Raw genomic sequence first — 19953 nt, 5'->3', positions numbered from 1 at the left:
GCTATTTGTGTAGTAGAAGATGACCGCAGAAACCTTTGACCAACAGATTTCCCTATCCCTCAGACGTGTAGAAACGCTTTGGCAACAAGCACACGAAGTATTTAAATTGCCAGTACAGGCGTCTTTACGCACAGAGGAAATGTCGAATCAGCAGCAACACTTATTACAGGAGAGTTTGACACAACTGTCTCATTCCCTGCAAGAATTGCAATTTGCTGCCGGAGAACTACGCCAACAAAATGATAAATTAGCGCAAAGCCAGATTACCATAGAAGCTGAACGCCAGCGTTACCGGGAATTGTTTGAGTTTGCCCCCGATGGTTACCTCGTCACCAATCCCGACGCGATCATTTTTGAGGCAAATCAAGCCGCCGCCAATATGCTCAACTTTTCTCCAGAACGTCTGGTGGGCAAATCTTTAGCCGTTTTTGTCGCTACCCAGGAACGGCGCGATTTTTTTTACAAGTTGAGTCAGTTACAACGGGGTGAGTCAATCAATAATTGGCCCGTCCAGATTCAACCCCGTAGTAATACCTCCTTCCTCGCTTCCCTAACCGTCGCGCCTGTGAAAAACCCATCGGGTCAGGTGATTGGATTGCGCTGGCGGTTGCAAGATTTAACGATCGCACGCTATAAAGATTCCATGCAATCCCACAATCATCCCCTGTTTGACTCCATTGTGAAGCACACGGTCATTGGGTTAGGACTTTTGGATCATCAGGGTAACCTGATCGAATATAACCCGAAACTACAGGCAATGCTCGGTTGTCCGGCTGATGAATTAGCACCCACTTTGATGACGTGGATGAATTTAGATAAGTCAGGAATGGAATCGGCAATGTTTCGTCAATTGATAGCGGGTGAACGTCACTCCTACCAATTGGAGAAGCCTCTCCAGCATCCGGATAGCACCATTGAGTGGGGGCGCCTGACGGTGGCGCTGGTATTGGGGACTTCAGACGAACCCACTTCAGCGATTTGTATTCTAGAGGATATTAGTGAGCAAAAACGCCTCAAAGCACAGCAACAAGAGGCAATTCGTCAGCAACAAGCGATTCAGCAGCAGCAAGCGGTCAAACAAGCCGCCAGTCAGCCAGAGAAGAAACCTCCAGCCACCCCCTCTCCCCCAACGCCGGATACCTCAGTCGAACAACTCGGACAACTTCTTAATGCGATTCTCTCAAATTCCAGTGACTTTTTTCTAGTGTGCGATCGCACGGGCAAATATGTCTATGTGAATCAAGCCGCAGCCCAGGCGTGGGGACTCCAGCAAAAAGATTTTATCGGTAAAACTTGGCATGATCTGAAGTTGTCCGCCGAACAGATGGAACAGTTGGATATTCAACGGGACTTGGTTTTAAACACGGGAGAGTCTAAGACCGACGAAATTACCTTAACCACGGTTGAGGGGGTGAAGGATTACGAGTACACGATGACTCGTTTGGAGAATCTCGACGGGGATGGTAGCGCCATTGTGATCACGTTTAAAGATTTGAGTGAACAAAAACAGGCGAGGGTAGCTGTTAGCGAAGCTATGGCAAAAGAAGCCGAATATCGGGCGCTCAAATCCCATCTTTCCCGATTGGCTTCAGTGGTTACCCAAGAACTTCGTAATCCTCTGAACAAGATTTTTTCCCATGCTAAATACCTGGAAAATAACCCCGATTTCGACACCGAGAACGACAACCTTTACTATCTCCAGCGCATCCAAGGGAATGCTCACCGGATCAACCAAATCCTGAATGATCTGCTGTGGATTAATAAGGTTGAATCCAAACAACTACCTTTAAATCCCACCGAACTAGATTTAACTCAGTTGTGTCAGGAATTAATCACCCAGTTACAGGAGCGTACACCATCGAGACGCCAAATTACCTTTGTCAGTCCTGAATCTTGTTGTCGCGTTGCTGATGAAAAATTGTTGCGCCGGATGTTGACAAATTTGATGATTAGTGCATGGCGCTATTCACCAGAGGATAGTCCGATCAAGTTGGAATTGTTGTGTCAAGACGTACAGATAGTGTTTCGTATTCCGGATTTTGGGAGTAATATTCCCGAACCTGAGCAAAATGTCTTATTCAACGCCTTCGACACCAATAGTCATGGTGATGGGGTGACGGGGAGTAGTTTAGGACTGATACTAGTTAAACATTGTGTGGATTTACAAAATGGTGCGATCGCGGTAGAGTCTCAAGCCGGAGAAGGAAGTACGGTGACAATTACTCTACCCTTACCGCAACCTGGGGAGGAGAACCCGTAGACGATGGGGATGGGGAATTGATACCTAATCAGGTAGAACCCCGGTTATTTCAGGATTGTAGAGACGCGCCATGGCGCGTCTCTACAGTGTTCTGGAGGGGTATTCAACCTGAATTTGATATAAGCACAGGCTTGACGCACACCTGGAGGCTTTCAGGCGATAGCAACGGGAAAATAAGGCTTTGAGCGTTACGTCGAACTCCGCTAACAAAATCGCCAGGTTTTTGCTATGATAGCTATCGAGTGAGTCGCGGACGTGGCGGAATTGGCAGACGCGCTAGATTTAGGTTCTAGTACCGTAAGGTGTGAAGGTTCAAGTCCTTTCGTCCGCATTTGAGAAGAACAAAGGATTGCGGCTTTACAGTGACAAACTATTTGTCATCAATGTTGCTTAAGTTTTATGAAGCGGGATAGAATGCGAGCGCCTCTTTGGGGAGTGGAAAAAACCCATCGCTGGAGATATTGTTGTTAATCAGGTAACAGCATACACAGAAACGTTATTGAACCAAGGGGATTTAAGGTTCGTTACCGTAGGGGCGCACCGACGTGCGCCCTCGCCCTCTTTGGTAACAACCGGGAATTTAAATCTATTGGCGAAGGATAGGGTATTGGTAAGGGATAACCAAACCAGTCCTTTTTTAGCCCAAGCAGGGGGAAATCTTTATATTCAGGGGAATAATGGAATTGATATTCTGGCGCTGAATCATCCAGAAACCCCGTTTGTAAGTGGGGGAAATCTAAGTTTAGTCAGTGATGGAATTATTTCGGGGGATGTTAAGTTTTCCTAAGATGAGTGAAGTGCGATCGCCTGTTTGGGGGTATGATCGAGGAGATTTTCTGCTACCAATCTCATAGACGCGATCGCGCCTCCTGGGAAGGACAGAAAAGACCTGCATAAATCGGGGGAACCTCTGGTAATGTCTTTCCGAGAACCCATCCGCAAACCAAATTTCTCACCCTTGAGTCGGAAGTCCGCGCCGAATCCGTTGCAGCGACGCCGTTTCCAAGTTCCGAAACCCCAGGAACCTGTGGTAAGACGCTCACCGGAGGAACAGAAGGCGTTTTTACAACAGAAATTGGAGCAGTCAGCCTTTGTCGGCTATAACGGTCTTAATGTCCCGGTTAATGCACCCAAAACACCACCCCCGCCACCTGTACAGAAACAGTCAGCTAATGCAGGGTTAGAAAATAACGCTCAACAGCCAGACGTTTCAGAAGCTGAAGCGACAGAGAGTCAGGAAGAAGAGACGGTTCAGCGCCAGGAAGGTTCAGAAGCCGAATTATCACAGAATCCCGAATCCCCTGATACAGAAGTAGACGGAGTTGCTGTCACCCCTGCTCAACCCTCAGCAGCAGAGAGTGGAAACAACCCATCCCCAAAACCGAATTTACAAGCTCAAAAAGAAAGAGTATCGCGTTTGAGTTCCAACTTGCTGACTATTCCCGTTAACACTCAGGGGAAAGAGTCTCCTCCGGTGCAGAGGAATGTGCTTCAGAATGGGTTAGGACAGTATCATCCCAAAATAGAACAGAGAACTCATTCTGTCTTCAACGGGTTGAATCGGTTTAATGTTCAGCAATCGAGTCAGTCAGAAACGGTTCAGCGCTCATGTTCCGCCTGTGAGCAGGAACAGAAAGAGAAGGAAGAGGAAACGCACACAGGAACCATTCAGGCGAAAGCTGACATAGCGAGTGCTAGGGGTTTGAATAAAAACCCATTATCGTTACAGGGAGATAACCTCACTCCTACGCTACCAGCTAAGACGATTGAGGAGCAGGAGTCTCCAGCTACATCTAATAAAAATCCGTATAAAATATCTGTAGATAAGAATTCCCCGCCACTTCCGGCTAAAGAACTTCCACCGCCTAATGCTCAAACAGCCACAGGTGCAGAATTCCAGCTAACGGAAACTTCACCAGATGTTGCACAAGACAAGGTGGATAAGCCGTTAGTCACAGAGACAGAGACTCAAGAGGTACAAAAACCTGCTCCGGCTCAACCCCAATCGTCGAATCAACCCCAAGGGAAAATCGAGCCACCTCCTCAAGCCGAACCCACCACAGACGCCAAACTAGAAGCACAAGATACTGAAACTCAACCTGAAGTTGCGCCAGCGCCAAAACCTGAAGCTAAATCCAAAGCACAAGATAGTTCAACTGAATCTCCAGCTACCTCAGCACCCACAAAAGAACCTAAACCAGAGACAGAAGGTACTGCGCCTCAACCGGAAGCTGAATCCGCACAGACTGATACTGAAGGGAAAACTCAACCCCAGGAAAAAGCGGCTGAAACTCCAGCTAATACGGAAACAGCCAATACAGGTGCTGGAGGTATCCAAATCCCTGATTTAAGTCAAGCCAATCAGGGGACATCTTTAACGGATATCTGGCAACAGCAGCAGGCTCAGATGCATAATACTGATCAGAGTGCTGCTCAAACTATTGATCCGAGTCAAGAACCCAAAGCGGCTTTAGAACAAGCATTACAGCAAGCCCAACAAAAAATTGCGGCGATTCCTCAACCGGGGACAAATGCACCCAAATCTGAACCCTTACCTCAGCCGCAAGTTGAGCAACTTGAGAAACCTGCGATAGAAACTCCTCCTACAACAGAAACTCCTCAAGTTAAAGATGGTGCGGCTGAAACTCCCGCAGTAGAAGAAAAAGCAGCAGAGGTTACTCCGGCTGAACCCAGCCAAGAAGAGACTCCTGAGTCGGCGAGTGAACCCCCAGAACCAGCCGAACCCGAACAACCCCAAGTACAACCGGAGGACAAAGCACTTCCGGAAACTGAACCTCAACCGGAAGCAGAAGTTCAGGAAGCACCTGAACCGAAAGCCAAAGAACCCGAACCTCAAGAACCTGAAACCCCTGAAATTGAGCAACAGGAGACAGAACAGAATGTTGAAGAAGCGGTTCAATCCGCAGAACCAGCAGTTGCAGCCAAAGGTGCTGAAAGTAATGTAACCGTTAAGCCAGTTGATGAACAACAAGTAAAATCCGGTCAAGTTGTTCAAGGTGATTTACTGGAAAATCCCTTTGATTGGGCAAAAGGTATTTTTGATTCCCTTAAAGGTGATGCTGCTGGGAAGAAGAGTGAGGTACAAAGTGAGTACGATAATAAGCAATCTCAAGTTGATGCGACAAAACAAGAGCAAGGGAATCAGTTAGATAATGACAAGCAAACCAAGGGTAGTGAGCTGGATGCAGACAAGGATACCAAAGGTAATGAGCTAGATACCGACAAAGATACCAAAGGCAATGAGTTAGAAGCTGATAAAAACACGAAAGGAAATGAATTAGATAGCGCTAAAAACGCTAAAGGGAATGAATTAGAAGCCGATAAACAAGCTAAAGCCGCTGAACTCGAAGCTGATAAACAAGCTAAAGGGAATGAATTAGAAGCCGACAAACAAGCTAAAGCCGCTGAACTCGAAGCTGATAAACAAACCAAAGGAACTGAACTTCAGTCAGAAGTCAAAGCCAAAGGAACTGAAGTCGAAGCCGAGAGTCAAGCTAAAGGCACAGAACTCCAAACCGATGCCCAAACTCAAGCTTCTGAGTTACAAGGGGAAGAAACTGGCTTAAAACAAGAAACGACGGCTAAAGAGCAACAAGTCGAAACGGAAGTTGCTGATAAAGTTACTAATTTAGAAAATAAAGCCGTTGAAGGCAAAGGTGAACTTGAGAGTAATTGGACTGAGCTAGAAAATAGTGCCAAAACGGAAATGACTGCTGTAGAAACAGAAGCCCAGCAGTTTTCCCAGACATACATGGCGAAAGCTCAAAACTTTATCGCTAAACTTAATGGAGCTTCCGCCGGAGCAAAACAATCAGAAGCACAAGGGAATAGTCAAGCTCTACAAGCTAAAGTTGATGACACTTCCGCCGGAGTCAAACCAGCAGCAGGACAAGAAAACGGTCAAGCTTTACAAGCCGAATGGCAAGCTCTCAAAACAGAAGTTGAATCCACTTGGTCTGGTATTGAAAGCAAAGTAGCTCCAGTCACGCAAAGAGTTGAACAGGGATGGCAAGGAATTAGCCAAAAAGCCCAGGATGTTAGTACACAACTGCAACAACAGGGAGAACAAGTTAAGACATCGGTTGACCAGTCTGTTACCAGTGCCGGGGATTATCTAAATGAGAAATGGACAACCCTAACAGGTAAAGCCTCAGAAGGCTGGACAAGCTTCCAGGGGAAAGTTGGGGAAGCTAAATCTTGGGTGGGAGAAAAGGTTAATAATGCCACCAGTTTTGCCACTGAAAAAGCTGGAGCCGCAACGAATTGGTTATCGGAAAAAGCCAATAGTGCGGGGACATGGATTGATGAGAAAACCGGAGGAGCCTTTAGTTGGCTGGGAGAAAAGGTTAATGGTGCTAGTTCTTGGATAGGTGAAAAAGCCAACAGCGCCACGTCTTGGATGGGTGAAAAAGTCAGTAGCGCCGAAATATTTGTGGCTGATAAGGCGAATAACGCAACATCTTGGCTGACTGAAAAAGGAACCAGTGCATTTAACTGGGTGCAAGAAAAAGGTGAGACGGCTAAAAATTGGCTCACCGAAAAGGGAAACAGTGCGGTTAACGCCGTTGGGGAAAAAGCAGGTTCTTTTGTTAGTGGGTTAGAGGCAAAAGGACAAAGTGCTGTTTCAACTATTCAGTCTAAAGGCAGCTCGATTTTAGAATGGCTCGGTGGTCAAGTCAGTTCGCTGGTTTCCGGTGTTCAAGGCAAAGCTACTAATGTTGTTTCGTGGTTGGGGGATAAGGTTTCTGGTGCGAAGAATTGGGTACAACAAAAGAGTTCGGGTGCATTCAGTTGGTTATCAGACAAGGCTGCGGGTGCTGGGAATTTTGTTAAGGATACAGGGTCTCAAGGTTTAAATTTGCTACAACAGACAGGTGCGGCTGTTGGTAGTTTTGTCAAGGAGAAAGGGTCTCAAGGTTTAAATTTGCTACAACAGACAGGTGCGGCTGTTGGTAGTTTTGTCAAAGATAAAGGCTCTCAAGGCTTAAATTTGCTACAACAGACAGGTGTGGCTGTTGGTAACTTTGTCAAGGATACAGGGGGTCAAGCTTGGAATGGCATCCAACAACTAGGAGAGTTAGGGAGTGATGTTCTCCAATGGGCTGGTGACGAGATTAAAGCGGGTTGGGAATGGACGAAGAATAAGGTCGGTGAAGTTGGTAATTGGGCTAGTGAGAAAGCATCACAAGGTTTAGCTTGGGCTGGAGAACAAGTCAGTCAAGGTTGGAATTGGGTACAGGAGCGGTGGAGTGATCTAAGTCAATGGATCAGTGAAAGCTATTCAGCTATCAGTGAAATTCCTTCAGCTATCAACATTTTTAAAAATAACTATTTTGATATGCGTGAGGCAAATTGGATTGGTGCAGATAAGTATTTCCATTGCAAGGCAAATTGTGAAGCAGCCCAGCTAGGCTCTTATGGTGAGAGTACGGCGGAATTTATAAGCGATATTAGAGAGGAGTTTGATCAAAAGTGGAAGGGAGACTCACCTGAAGCCAGCGAGGAAGATCAGAAAGCTAACAACTATGGTCGGGAACAAGGCAGTAGTGAACCTGACGGATCGTGTAAAAATATGTGTGAAAAGTATCGTCCAGAAAACTTACCTGATGAATATTGATAATTATGAAAATTTGGGTTGTAATTGGGATTGTTGTAGTTTTTATAATAGTGTTGGCATTTGTACAATGGACTAGAAATTTTTTTGCTATCGATGATTGTCTAGATCAAGGAGGTCGTTGGAATAAAGCAACCCTAAAATGCGAATTATACTGAACACACCATGGAAAACATCAACATTCAAAATTCAACAGACCAAAACCAAATCTCCACTCCTCCTAAAACCCTACAACAAGAATACCAAGAAGCCTTGTTAAAATCTGGTATTCAAGCCGCTAAACTACTCAATGAGTTAATCGAGTTAAAATTAATGCCAGATCCCCGCGCTAAAGAAATGGTGGATGTCGCTTTAGAGGTGATAAAAATAATTCATTCAGCCCCTGAAGAAATTGTTAACTTTAAAGAAAACAATGAGCAGCCTTAAGGATTATCTGTAAACTAAGTAAATTAGCAATCCATCAACCCTTGTATTAGTCTTTTGGCGATACGATGACAGGAAAACTCCCAATGTGACACCTGAAGACATTCCCTCAACACAACCCATTTTTGACGCCATCGTCAATTTCTTCACAGAAGACAATTGGCACTATGCCCAGCTAGCAAAACAATCAGCCTTACGCCTAGCATTTAAGGGCAAAAATGACCAATACAACTGTTATGCTCAAGCGCTAGAATCACAGCAGCAGTTTATCTTCTACTGCTTATGCCCAATTAAAATTCCCAAGTCTAAGCGTCGAGCGGTAGGAGAGTTTCTATCCAGAGCCAACTATGGCATGATTATCGGCAATTTTGAGTTAAATTTCGATGATGGGGAGATTCGTTACAAGACTAGCACCAATGTCAAAAATCACTCTCTTGATTTAGACACTATCAAACAGTTGGTTTACACCAATGTGAAAATGATGGATGAATACCTCCCTGGCATCATCGCTGTCAAGAGTGGAGTGTCGCCAGCCGATGCGATTTCTGACGTTTGAAGGGGAAATTCCAACCTCATAAGAATGGCATTGAATTAAGCTGTTCGGCATTTAAACCATAATGTCAAGAATGGCAAAATCGTTGTAGTGCGAGCATCTTGCTCGCTACCCATTCCCAATTTAAATGCGTGACAGATTAAGACAAATGGCACTTTAGAGTTTGTAGTAAGTGCTGTCTTCACTTCTGGCACGCTTCGTGCCTACTACGAACCCAGCTTAAGTCAGCGACATTCAGCTTAAGATTGGTGGGCAATGCCCACCCTACGGTATATCAAACTAAGATATGTCAATATCGCTCTTTGGTTACTTTCAACTAGACTAGAACTGTATTGAACCTCTCAGATAAGCAATATGTCTCTTAGCGAACTTTTACCCACTGTTAGTCAACTCTCTCATCAAGATAAACTTCGACTTATCCACTTTCTGCTTCTTGCCGTTGCTAAAGAGGAAGGATGCAGCCTAGAACCTGTAGGCAATAGTGATTCAGCTAATGCACTTTTGAATCAATTGGCATCAACAGAAGCCGTTGTCTGGTCTCCTCAAGCAGATCAGGCAAGTGTTCAAGCCTTGTCGGATCTTTTGGTGGCGGCGCGGAGAGAAACTAATGCTTAATGGTCAACGATTCCCGTTCATTGAGCGCATAAATAGCCTTGGACTTTCGAGTGTCATGCCATATTTGCCTATCACTCTTGTCAATGGAAGCTGCACTGTCGAGGTAATGGCACTTGTAGATACGGGTGCAAGTGTCAATGTTCTACCTTACGAGATTGGTGTACAGTTAGGGGCAGTCTGGGAAGAGCAAACTGTTCCGATTCAGTTAAGTGGAAATTTAGCTGATCACGAAGCACGAGGCTTGGTGGTATCGGGTATCGTTGTGCCGTTTTCGCCTGTCTTATTGGCATTTGCTTGGACTCAATCAAGAGATGCGCCTGTAATCCTGGGACATACAAACTTTTTGGCGGAATTTAATGTGTGTTTTTATCGCCATGAGTTAGCTTTTGAGGTTTGTCCAATAGACAAATGAACACAACAGATGTTCAAGTTTTGGGGCGCAAGCCTTCATTGGTGTCAACTTAAGGTGAAGAGCCAGGAGAGCGGGGGGTGTAGGGGCGGGTTTTACAGATAACTTATGACACCCAACTGATAACTTGACTAAACCCGCCCTTCTCCCATAGCCGGGGAGCGGAAACCCCATAGCTGAAAATTAGAATGGGTAAGGGTTATGGCTTAAGTTGACACGGGCGCACGTCGGTGCGCCCCTACAATTCCAATCCACCAATTAAGGTGTGCCACGCCACTACGGTGAAAAGGCGCAGTCTATTTACAGCCGCCAAGTATTTATGCTTAAATACTCTTAGATATGCATCTGCTATACCCCATGAATATTTTTACTCAAGGACAGGGGCGGCTGTTGGCAGGATTAGCATTAACCGTTACGTTTGCTGCTATAGAACCTGCTTACTCCCAACCCATTACCCCCGCCGCCGATGGTACAGAAACCACGGTTACTTCTGAGGGGAACCGCTACGATATCCAAGGGGGTAAGGTTTCCGGGGATGGGGTGAATCTGTTTCATAGTTTTGAGCAGTTTGGACTCGATACAAACCAAATTGCTAACTTTTTGTCTAATCCAGAGATTCAGAATATTTTAGGGCGGGTGGTGAATGGTGAACCGTCGCTGATTAATGGGTTGATTCAGGTAACAGGGGGACAATCTAATCTATTTTTAATGAATCCGGCGGGGATTATTTTTGGTGAAAATGCTCGACTGAATGTTACGGGTGATTTTACCGCAACCACAGCGACGGGGATTGGTTTTGAGGGGGGATGGTTTGAGGCGTTTGGTAGCAATAGTTACAGCAATTTAGTCAGCAATCCGAATGGATTTAAGTTTGAGACGTTGCAGCCCGGAGCGATTATTAATGCAGGTGATTTAGAGGTATCCGAGGGACAGAATCTTTCGCTGATTGGTGGTGAGGTGCTGAGTACAGGGAGTTTGACAGCACCAGAGGGTAATATTTCGGTGATGACAGTACCGGGAACGAGTCGGGTACGGTTGACTCAGGAGGGACAACTGCTGAGTTTGGAGGTTGAATTACCGACGGATAATCAGGGGAATTTGTTGGCGATTGAACCGTTAATGTTACCGGAATTGTTGACGAATGAGGGTGTGGTTGAAGCGACGGGAATCACGGCGGCTGATGTGGAAGCTGAAGCTGGAGATATTGTTGTTAATCAGGTAACAGCATACACAGCAACGTTATCGGCTGAAGGGGATTTAACCTTAGTTCCGATTGGGGAAGGCGTTGCACCCTCTTTGGTAACAACCGGGGATTTAAATCTATTGGCGAAGGATACGGTATGGGTAAGAGATAACCAAACCAGTCCTTTTTTAGCCCAAGCGGGGGGAAATCTTTATATTCAGGGGAATAATGGAATTGATATTCTGGCGCTGAACCATCCAGAAACCCCGTTTGTGAGTGGGGGAAATATGAGTTTAGTCAGTGATGGGATTATTTCTGGCGATGCTCACTTTACCAGTGGTGGTGATTTTTCACTGCTCAATTTAGCTGGAGAACCTGGAACATTTAGAAGTATCAATGACCCCATTATTCGGGCAATTGGGGATGTTGAATTCGGTGATTATGAAGGTGTAGCACTAAAAGTCGAAGCGACAGGGAGTATTAGAGGTGGAGATATTACAATCACTGGACCTGACCTCAATATTCCAGGGGATGATCCAGATGCAAACATTTTAACCACTAGCCGCGCTCTAATTTTAAGAGCAGGAGTGGATACAATCAATCCTTTGAATTTTCCCCTTACAGGTGTACCAACATTAGGAACAAACTTCGATACACCAGCTACATCATTACTACCAGTAGGAAGTATTCAGGTCGGAAACATTAGTACGGTTTCGGGAACTGACGGTGTAGATAGTGGTCCGGTAACTTTGAACGCTTTAGGCAATATTATTACAGGTGATGTATTTTCTCGCACGTCAGGAGGTGTGTTCAATAGTCAAAACAATGCTGGTGATATTACTCTGATCAGTAGAGGAGGCTCAATAGATACTAGTGCTGGTTTAATAGATGCTGGAGCCAGTCTTGGTTCGGGTGGGACAATCACTATAATGGCTCAAAAAGATATTATTACTGCTACCCTCTTTTCTTATGTAATAAATTCAGATGGTGGCAACGCTGGCAATATTAGCATGACAAGTACAGAGGGTTCTATCAATACCAGTGCTGGTCAGATACTTGCTACTACTCCTGCTGATAAGGGTGGTCAAGTTTCCCTCATAGCTCCCGGTGATATCATTACTGCTAGAATAAGTGCTAGCGGCAATCAGAGTGCCGGAAATATCAACCTTACAAGCACCGCAGGCAGTATCGACACTAGCGCTGGAGATCTATCTGCATCCTCTGATAATGGTGATGGTGGCTCTGTAACGTTAGAGGCTGGAGGTGACATTTTCACAGATAGTATTTCTGCTATAGCAGCCAACCTGAATGGTGATGGTGGTGAAATTAGCCTAACCGCAGGTGGTAGCATTACTTTTACAGGAGATGGTGGTGTGGTTTCCGCTAACTCCAGCGCTGCCAATGGTAACGGTGGTAATATTACTCTGGAAGCAGATGGAAATATTGAAGTAATTGATATCTTTGCCATTTCCGACAGTGGTAATGGTGGTAATATCACTATTCAGGCTGGTGGAAATCTGAAATCAGATGACATACAATCGTTTGGCGCTATAGATGGTGGGGATGTCAATCTTACTATTGGCGGTACATTTGACGCCTTGGATAATGATCCTGTAAACAACACTATAGGTGGAATACTGTCTTGCTCCAGCTTAAATGATCAGTGTGTTCAAGGGAATGGCACGGGAGGTACTATTACCGTTAACGTTACTGATAATATCATCATCGGTTATGTTGATTCATCGGGTCAATTAGGCGGTGGAGATATTAACTTGACTAGCCGTGATGGAAGTATTGATACCAATGCTGGCGATTTAAATGATGGCAGAATAATAACTACTTCAGATAATGGTACAGGAGGTGCGATCGCAGTTAAAGCGGCTGGTGATATTACAACTTCTGATATTATCTCAATGGGCGCACAGAGCGGGGGAGATATTAATATCAGCGGTAACAGTATTGATACTAGCGCCGGAACCCTTAACTCATCCTCAGAAAATGGCGCGAGTGGCGCAATTATTCTTGACGCGGCTGACGAGATTAACGCCAGTGAAATTGATTCGAGTTCTACCAATGGGAGTGGCGGTAAAATTGACCTCTCGGCTGGAAATCGTATCAATATTAGTGACGCGATACGATTCGGTTCAACTGATAACGGTGGCGATAGTCTAACTCTGAATACTCCGGGAGAAATCACCCTCCCCGAAACCCTTTCTATCGGCGGTGCGGATATTATCGCGGGAAATATTAATCCTCTGAGTAATCTTGTTTTCTCCTCAGATGACAGTATCAACACCGAGGGAGGAAGTCTTTCCTTCACCTTCGCCGATAGTTTCAGCTTAAATAACGCCATCTCCACCACAGGCGGGAATTTCAGCCTAACGGGAAGAGGCGTGATCGCACTCCAATCTCCCATAGATACCGATGGCGGTACGATTACTATAACCGGAAATACCATCGACGCGATCGCAGCCACTCTCGATTCCTCTTCTACCACTGGCGCAGGGGGTACGATTTCCCTGATGGCGGAGAATAACCTATTGGCGGGAACCCTCGACGCTGCAAGTAATATCAGTAGTGGCGGTAATATTAGCCTGGAAAGTCAAACAGGTGCAGTGGAAAGCGGCGACTTAATCGCGACGGGAGAAACAGGGGGTGGAGACGTTACAGTTACAGCACGCGATCGCATCATTACCCAAGAAATCGATACCAGTTCAATATCAGGAAATGGCGGAAATGTCAAGTTAGACCCCGAAAATGGGATTCAAGTTACCCTAATTAACGCCCAAGGGGGTACAGAAGGAACAGGCGGAACCGTTGACATTACCACAGAACAATTCTTCCAAGCTACTGGCACATTTACCGACCAAAATAACATCATTGCCAGCATTTCTACGGCGGGTGGTGCTGGTGAGGGGACAATTATTATTCGCCACGATGGTGGAGCCAGAGGAATTTCCTTTGATGTCGGTGATGCTACGATAAACGGTACGGCGGGAGCCTTAACAACCAGCGCCAATAACTCAATCTTACCCTTCCAATCTTTTTTAGGTCCCTATAGCCAAGGCGCTATTTCAATTATTACCGCTCCAGACTTCCTGCAACAATTACAACGGGTATTGCCCGAAGCTGATCCTCCCTCATCCCTAACAGTTAGACTCTTAAGCCGAGGTTTCCCTTTAGAAGAATTATTTACCCGTGAATTTGAGAAATATCTAGGATTCTTCAATCCTGCCATTAATACATTAGAGCAAATTCGGATAACCTTGAGCGATATTGAATCCGCCACAGGTCAAAAACCCGCTCTGATTTATACCGTATTTTACCCCACCAGAATTACGCCAGATTCCGGTTCTTTAACCAATCCCATTCCCCAAGATAATGACCAATTGCAACTGGTTGTAGTTACACCAACCGGGGAACCGATTTTTATGCCGATTCCCGGTGCAACTCGCGCTACTGTTTTAGCTGAAGCCCAAAAATTACGCCGTGCGATTACTAATCCAATTACACGTAGTACCGACCGTTATTTAGCCCCAGCCCAACAACTGTATCAATGGATAATTGCCCCAATTGAAGACCAATTACAAACCCAAGGAATTCAGAATCTCAGCTTTATCATGGATGGAGGATTGCGTTCCATTCCCTTACTGGCTCTCCACGATGGCGAACAATTCCTAATTGAAAAATACAGTGCGGGTTTAATGCCCAGTATCAGCTTAACCGATACTCGCTATCGCGATATTAATGACTTCCAAGTTTTGGCAATGGGGGCGTCTGAATTTACCGACGCCAACCCCTTAAAAGCTGTCCCGGTTGAATTAGCCGCAATTACCCAAGAAATATGGCAAGGAGAATCCTTCCTCAACCAAGAGTTTACTCTGGAGAACCTAAAAACCCAACGTCAATTACAACCCTTTGGAATTGTCCACTTAGCCACTCATGGTGAATTTAAATCGGGACGCATGGAAAATTCTTATATTCAGCTATGGGATACTAAACTACGCCTCGACCAACTGCGTGAGTTAAAGTTGTATGAACCCACAGTAGAATTATTAGTCCTGAGTGCTTGTCGCACCGCTGTGGGGGATGAGGAAGCTGAGTTAGGCTTTGCCGGGTTAGCGGTACAAGCTGGGGTAAAATCGGCACTGGGAAGTCTCTGGTATGTCAGTGATGAAGCAACGTTGGGACTAATGACCGAATTTTACCGTCAGTTAGAGACAGCACCGATTAAATCAGAAGCGCTGCGACAGGCGCAACTTTTGATGATTCGGGGAGAGGTGCGGTTAGAAGAGGGGAAATTATTGGGGAGTGGGGAAAGTATTACGTTACCTCCAGAGTTAGCACAAATAGGAGATAAAGATTTGTCTCATCCCTATTTTTGGTCAGCATTTACGATGATTGGTAGTCCATGGTAAATCTTACTTTTCACGGGAGCTGGAAAACCTCTCTCCAAACCTCTCTCCATCCCCCCTTACCCCCCTTTGAAAGGGGGTAAGAGAGAGAAGGCTTTGAATTCTCCCCCTTCCCTGCGAGGGAAGGGGGCTGGGGGGTTAGGTCTAATGTTGATTTTTCTAAATGGCGTGAAAAGTCAGATGGTAAATAAGTAGGGGCTGCTGAATAAGTCTTGTGGGAGGGTAGGGAGCTCTTGAAGCTGGGGGAGGATTTTACACTCCCCACCAGATAAGTCCACCCACTAATACGGCAATAACAACCAGAGCCACCCAGATAAATTGATTATCTTTGGTATTAACCGTACTCAGATCGATCGCATCCGATTCAATTTGTCTTTTCAAACTGGGATTGCTTCTAGTCACCCCGCTACCCCGACGATCTATGGGATCACTTTCAGAAATAGCACCTAAATCGGGAATCTTGGTCATCCATTCCTCAGGTCGCTTGAGCTGGGGGGCTTGTAGGATGTAGAGTAAGCTGGTAGACTGTTTGCGAATATCCAGGTCAGGATGCTTTGTCAGTTGCTGACCTAACGCGATCGCGTCAGTTTGTTGTCCGGCTGCATCATAAGCTGTAACAAGCCACATTTGCGCCTCTCCCCCTAAACGAGAATTGCGGTTAATCAAAGCGCAGGCTTTTTCGAGGTGCTTCACCGCAGCGCGATAGTCACCCCGCTCAAAGGTAGCTTTTCCAGTTTGGTATTCGATGCGGAATTGTTCTTTGTCATTGGTCATTGGTCATTGATCAAAAACTTGACATCATCGAGACACTGATTCGTGCCATTGGGTGAAGTTAGATCTGGCTCTAGGCTTATACCTTGAAATTACACGAAAACCTGAAGGAATTAAAGCGCTAAGGAACTAACAAGTCAATCCGACCTTCACTTAAGCTGGGACTGACAGCCGGATTCAGTGGGATAGTTACACTGGTAAGGGAACAGGATCGCCGGATACAAGATAAATTTTTGCGCTTCACTGAATCGCTTAATGGCTACGTAACATATTTTGAGGTGAAACGATGCTGAAATTTTCTCTCCTACAACGCCGTTGGCTGAACATCATGCTCACGCCTTTAACCGTGGGAGTGGCTTGGATGATAGTGGGGGATAGCGCAGTAGAGGCTAGACCGATTCAGTCATCGCGCTGTACTTCGGTGATTTACGGTAGCCCCATTCCATCACCAATACCCATGAATCGGGTCACAGGTCAACCTTGTGCCTTTTCCTCTGAAGGTTCATCCTATAGCAACTATCGCGATCGCGACTATACTCGGTATCAAGAGCCGATTCGGGGAACCATTCGTGATTCTACGCTAATTAACCCCACAATTATCAATTCGACTATTTCGGATTCTATCTTGGTTGATCCTGTGATTATTGATACAACTCGGTCTGCCAGACACCGATCTCGCTCAGGTAGAGTCCGCATCCACAGCTCAGATGTGATTGATCGCTCTTCGGGAATCCGAATTCGTATTCGTTGACGCCTCCCGCAGACTCTAGCCTGTGGAATTGCTCGGGTAATCCTAACGTAACGATAAAATTAGAATTAATACCGGGTTATTCGATAGACAGTTTCTCGGATCAAACACAGAGAGAATAATGGACTGAGACAACTTGTTTCAGTTCCCTGGAAAATTTGAATTGAACTTCAAGCCAATGCCAGTCACTACCCAAACTCAGCGAACCGGTCGTTTTGTCGATCTCTGGTCTTACATTGCTCTGGGAACAGCAGGGTTAGTGCTACTAGCGTTTGTTGTGGCTCAGTTTTTCCATAAAAGGTTGATGTCACAGACAGTATACGTTGAGCCAGAGGAATCAGTCCAACTGGAGTCGATACAACTCCAGCCTCAGCTTATCGGTGCTTTGCGAATTGATGTGGAGGCTTGGCTGTCAACGAATCAGTGGGTGATCTACGAAATTCAAATTCTTGACCAAAATGGGCAAGTGATCGCCTCAGCGATGAAAGAAGCCTGGAGTGAGTCGGGGACGTGGTACGAAGATGGTGAATCGGGTAGTTGGTATGAGTCGGATTTGCAGGGAGGACTCGACGTTCAGGCAAAGAAAAATGAGAAAATAACCGTGGCAATTGCTGTGTTGGACTATGGCAATACCTCTGGACAAGAACTCGAACAACCCGTGGGATTTAAGGTGAGAGTGGAAAATGGGGTTGTTGATACGCGCTATTTGTGGTCAGGTTTAATTGGTTCGACAATTCTAGGGATTATGGCGATCATTGCCACACCCTTTTCTGGGAAAGTCGCGATCGCGAAAACAATTCAAGATAGCGATCCCAGTGGACGCGCTACGGTAGGAGGGGCTGATCAGCTGGTGCGGGTCAAGATCAATGTGAAATCTGACGAAACCTCACCGCGACAGCTAAACGCACGTCTGGTGATTAATGATGCTTATGGAGAACAAGTTTATGCCGGTGCTTTGCCTATCCCTCTAAGCTTTAAAGAAGAAGATGGCAAGGTGGAATCGGCGAAGGGTCAAGTCCAATGTTTTTTCACCTTAGAACCTCGCAGTTCCTACGGTTTTCATCTGGATGTGATGCCAGATGCACCCGTGGATCAGACGACGCTGACAGTGCGCGATCGCAACCGCACTCTCGTTCCCGTTGAGGTTGTTCACATTCGCCCATCTCCTTTAACGGTATCTGATCAGTAGGTAGGTCAGTCGAAATAAAACTCCCTCCAACCCTTACTAATGACTCTGTTCATCCTAGGAGTTTAACCGATGTTAACTAAGATTTTTGCTGGGGCTGCGATCGCGATCGCCCTCTTGACAATTACGGCAGGTTATACACAGCGTTCTGCCCTCGTCCTGCGAGCCGATAAACAGGACAACTATTGGCCCCGACATGGAACAGGATTATCGGGCGGTTATCGCGGTGGAACATGGATTCTTTTACCCAATCGCTCGTCTTATGGAGGGTTTCGTGGCGGCGGTCCGAGTGCAGGAAAATAGGGCTTTCTTAATCCTGCGCTAGGGTAGGGGCTCTTTCATTGCCGTGCCCTTATGGTTATGGTTGATCCGCTTTGAACGTAATTGCGGCATTCCCCGACTTCAACGACAGTAAGTTGGGGAAGGATAGCAGACAAACTAGGAATTAAATATTCCGCAGGTTGTCAAATTTTTATGGTAAAATATAGGCATGAAAATACGTAGAGCAACCTATAGAATTTATCCAAATAAGGCTCAATGTAACAAGCTTCATTGGGCTAGAAAAATGCACTGTGAACTCTATAACGCGGCAATTGCTAACCGGAGGACGCAGTACAAGCGCTTTGGTCATTCTGTTGATTATTTTGAGCAACAGAATTGTTTGCCTGAATTTAAAGAAGTTTGGATTGAGTATGCCGAATTAGGTTCTCATACGTTGCAAGCTACATTAAAGCGGGTTGATTTTAGCTATAAACGATTTTTCAAAGGATTGGGTAAGTACCCCAGGTTCAAAGCAAAGCGGCGGTATAGTGGCTGGACATATCCAGACAAAGCAGGTTGGAAAGTTTTGTCTAATGGTAACAACGGTTACTTGGAACTGAGAGACCTTGGTTTAAAGATTCAAATGCGGGGTCAAGCTAGAACTTGGGGAACTCCAACAACCTGTACAATCTTTTTTAGGAACGGTAAGTGGTATGCGTCAATTACCGTGCAGTGCAATCCGACTCGCCAAACAGGTACAGGTTCAATTGGAATAGACTTAGGTTGCCAAGACGCGGTAACGCTTTCAACTAGCGAGAAAATTGCTAAACCAGATTTTATTAAGGAAGGATACAAGAAAGTTAAGGTAGCCTCAAAGCGGTTAAGACGCAAGAGACAACCTAATAGGAACAAAAAAGTTTTGGGTTCAAGACGATGGAAAAAAGAACGAAAACGGATTTCTAAACTTCAGAGCAAGATATTCCGACAACGAGAAGATTGGCTGCACAAAACAACCAGCGAGATAATTAGCAGTAATAGCCTAATTGCTGGAGAGCAGTTAAACGTCAATGGTATGACCCGAAAAGCAAAGAAGGGCAAGCGCAAGAAACAAAAAGCCGGGTTAAATCGGTCTATTCTCGACGTTGGGTTTGGCATAATCGGTGATTTGTTAACCTACAAAGCTGCTGAAGCTGGTGGGTTTTATGTCGAGTCACCAACTAGAACGCTCAAACCAACTCAACGGTGTGCTAAATGTTGGGAATTAACGCCTAAGACTTTGGCTGATAGAGTTCATGTTTGCTCTAATCCCGACTGTAATCATGTTGAGGATAGAGATATTAATGCCGCTCAAGTCAACGAAATTTGGGCAAGGGGCTTGGAACGAGCCTCTTTAGACGTGGAGTCGCCTAGCTCTACTGATTGCGGAAGCATGAAGCAGCTAGGGGCGAAGAAACGTCAGAAACGACGACTTCAACGAAGTAAGTCGTCGTAGTT

General features: G+C 45.6%; 13 protein-coding genes and 1 tRNA gene. 13 read left to right on the top strand and 1 reads right to left on the bottom strand.

Annotation, left to right across the window (positions count from 1 at the left end):
* The first annotated feature begins 19 nt into the window (after positions 1–19).
* The 9 genes from RID09_RS30670 to RID09_RS30630 all read left to right on the top strand — a co-directional run bounded on the left by RID09_RS30670 (position 20) and on the right by RID09_RS30630 (position 15496).
* Entirely contained in the window at positions 20–2260 is a 2241-nt protein-coding gene (locus RID09_RS30670) for a PAS domain-containing sensor histidine kinase (RefSeq protein ID WP_446339685.1), read from the top strand.
* A 249-nt stretch (positions 2261–2509) separates the two neighbouring features.
* Positions 2510–2591 (top strand) — tRNA-Leu (locus RID09_RS30665).
* A 168-nt stretch (positions 2592–2759) separates the two neighbouring features.
* Entirely contained in the window at positions 2760–3047 is a 288-nt protein-coding gene (locus RID09_RS30660) for a hypothetical protein (RefSeq protein ID WP_446339684.1), read from the top strand.
* A 129-nt stretch (positions 3048–3176) separates the two neighbouring features.
* The gene (locus tag RID09_RS30655) at positions 3177–7898 is read left to right on the top strand and encodes a hypothetical protein (protein WP_446339683.1); all 4722 of its coding nucleotides are present in this window, start codon (positions 3177–3179) and stop codon (positions 7896–7898) included.
* A gap of 162 nt (positions 7899–8060) precedes the next feature.
* The gene (locus tag RID09_RS30650) at positions 8061–8321 is read left to right on the top strand and encodes a hypothetical protein (RefSeq protein ID WP_446339682.1); all 261 of its coding nucleotides are present in this window, start codon (positions 8061–8063) and stop codon (positions 8319–8321) included.
* An 85-nt stretch (positions 8322–8406) separates the two neighbouring features.
* Entirely contained in the window at positions 8407–8874 is a 468-nt protein-coding gene (locus RID09_RS30645; RefSeq protein WP_446339681.1) for a YbjN domain-containing protein, read from the top strand.
* Between the two features lie 351 nt (positions 8875–9225).
* Positions 9226–9486, top strand: a complete 261-nt coding sequence (locus RID09_RS30640; protein ID WP_446339680.1) for a hypothetical protein — start codon at positions 9226–9228, stop codon at positions 9484–9486.
* The gene (locus RID09_RS30635; protein WP_446339679.1) at positions 9479–9898 is read left to right on the top strand and encodes a hypothetical protein; all 420 of its coding nucleotides are present in this window, start codon (positions 9479–9481) and stop codon (positions 9896–9898) included. Before RID09_RS30640 ends, RID09_RS30635 begins: the two co-directional genes overlap by 8 nt.
* A 354-nt stretch (positions 9899–10252) precedes the next feature.
* On the top strand, positions 10253–15496 hold the full coding sequence (locus RID09_RS30630; RefSeq protein WP_446339678.1) for a CHAT domain-containing protein: 5244 nt from the start codon (positions 10253–10255) through the stop codon (positions 15494–15496).
* Positions 15497–15745: 249 nt separating this feature from the next.
* On the opposite strand, the gene RID09_RS30625 is transcribed toward RID09_RS30630, so the two are convergent.
* The gene (locus RID09_RS30625) at positions 15746–16267 is read right to left on the bottom strand and encodes a hypothetical protein (protein WP_446339677.1); all 522 of its coding nucleotides are present in this window, start codon (positions 16265–16267) and stop codon (positions 15746–15748) included.
* Positions 16268–16550: 283 nt separating this feature from the next.
* On the opposite strand from RID09_RS30625, the gene RID09_RS30620 reads away from it, so the two are divergent.
* The 4 genes from RID09_RS30620 to RID09_RS30605 all read left to right on the top strand — a co-directional run bounded on the left by RID09_RS30620 (position 16551) and on the right by RID09_RS30605 (position 19951).
* Positions 16551–17015 carry a hypothetical protein gene (locus tag RID09_RS30620; RefSeq protein WP_446339676.1) on the top strand — a complete coding sequence of 155 codons (465 nt, stop codon included), beginning with the start codon at positions 16551–16553 and terminating at the stop codon, positions 17013–17015.
* Positions 17016–17190: 175 nt separating this feature from the next.
* Complete coding sequence (locus RID09_RS30615; RefSeq protein ID WP_446339675.1) at positions 17191–18201, top strand: hypothetical protein; 1011 nt, start codon at positions 17191–17193, stop codon at positions 18199–18201.
* Positions 18202–18270: 69 nt separating this feature from the next.
* On the top strand, positions 18271–18501 hold the full coding sequence (locus RID09_RS30610) for a hypothetical protein (RefSeq protein ID WP_446339674.1): 231 nt from the start codon (positions 18271–18273) through the stop codon (positions 18499–18501).
* Positions 18502–18688: 187 nt separating this feature from the next.
* Positions 18689–19951 carry an RNA-guided endonuclease InsQ/TnpB family protein gene (locus RID09_RS30605; RefSeq protein WP_446339673.1) on the top strand — a complete coding sequence of 421 codons (1263 nt, stop codon included), beginning with the start codon at positions 18689–18691 and terminating at the stop codon, positions 19949–19951.
* The last annotated feature ends 2 nt before the right edge of the window (positions 19952–19953 follow it).

Source organism: Coleofasciculus sp. G1-WW12-02 (genome assembly GCF_040219735.1).
Taxonomy (GTDB): domain Bacteria; phylum Cyanobacteriota; class Cyanobacteriia; order Cyanobacteriales; family Coleofasciculaceae; genus Coleofasciculus.
This window is presented reverse-complemented; position numbering and strand designations above follow the sequence as displayed.

Coding starts and splice junctions, on each gene's coding strand:
- RID09_RS30655 (WP_446339683.1), top strand. CDS start 3,177: ATGTCTTTCCGAGAACCCATCCGCAAACCAAATTTCTCACCCTTGAGT.
- RID09_RS30625 (WP_446339677.1), bottom strand. CDS start 16,267: ATGACCAATGACAAAGAACAATTCCGCATCGAATACCAAACTGGAAAA.
- RID09_RS30640 (WP_446339680.1), top strand. CDS start 9,226: ATGTCTCTTAGCGAACTTTTACCCACTGTTAGTCAACTCTCTCATCAA.
- RID09_RS30610 (WP_446339674.1), top strand. CDS start 18,271: ATGTTAACTAAGATTTTTGCTGGGGCTGCGATCGCGATCGCCCTCTTG.
- RID09_RS30630 (WP_446339678.1), top strand. CDS start 10,253: ATGAATATTTTTACTCAAGGACAGGGGCGGCTGTTGGCAGGATTAGCA.
- RID09_RS30615 (WP_446339675.1), top strand. CDS start 17,191: ATGCCAGTCACTACCCAAACTCAGCGAACCGGTCGTTTTGTCGATCTC.
- RID09_RS30605 (WP_446339673.1), top strand. CDS start 18,689: ATGAAAATACGTAGAGCAACCTATAGAATTTATCCAAATAAGGCTCAA.
- RID09_RS30620 (WP_446339676.1), top strand. CDS start 16,551: ATGCTGAAATTTTCTCTCCTACAACGCCGTTGGCTGAACATCATGCTC.
- RID09_RS30670 (WP_446339685.1), top strand. CDS start 20: ATGACCGCAGAAACCTTTGACCAACAGATTTCCCTATCCCTCAGACGT.
- RID09_RS30635 (WP_446339679.1), top strand. CDS start 9,479: ATGCTTAATGGTCAACGATTCCCGTTCATTGAGCGCATAAATAGCCTT.
- RID09_RS30650 (WP_446339682.1), top strand. CDS start 8,061: ATGGAAAACATCAACATTCAAAATTCAACAGACCAAAACCAAATCTCC.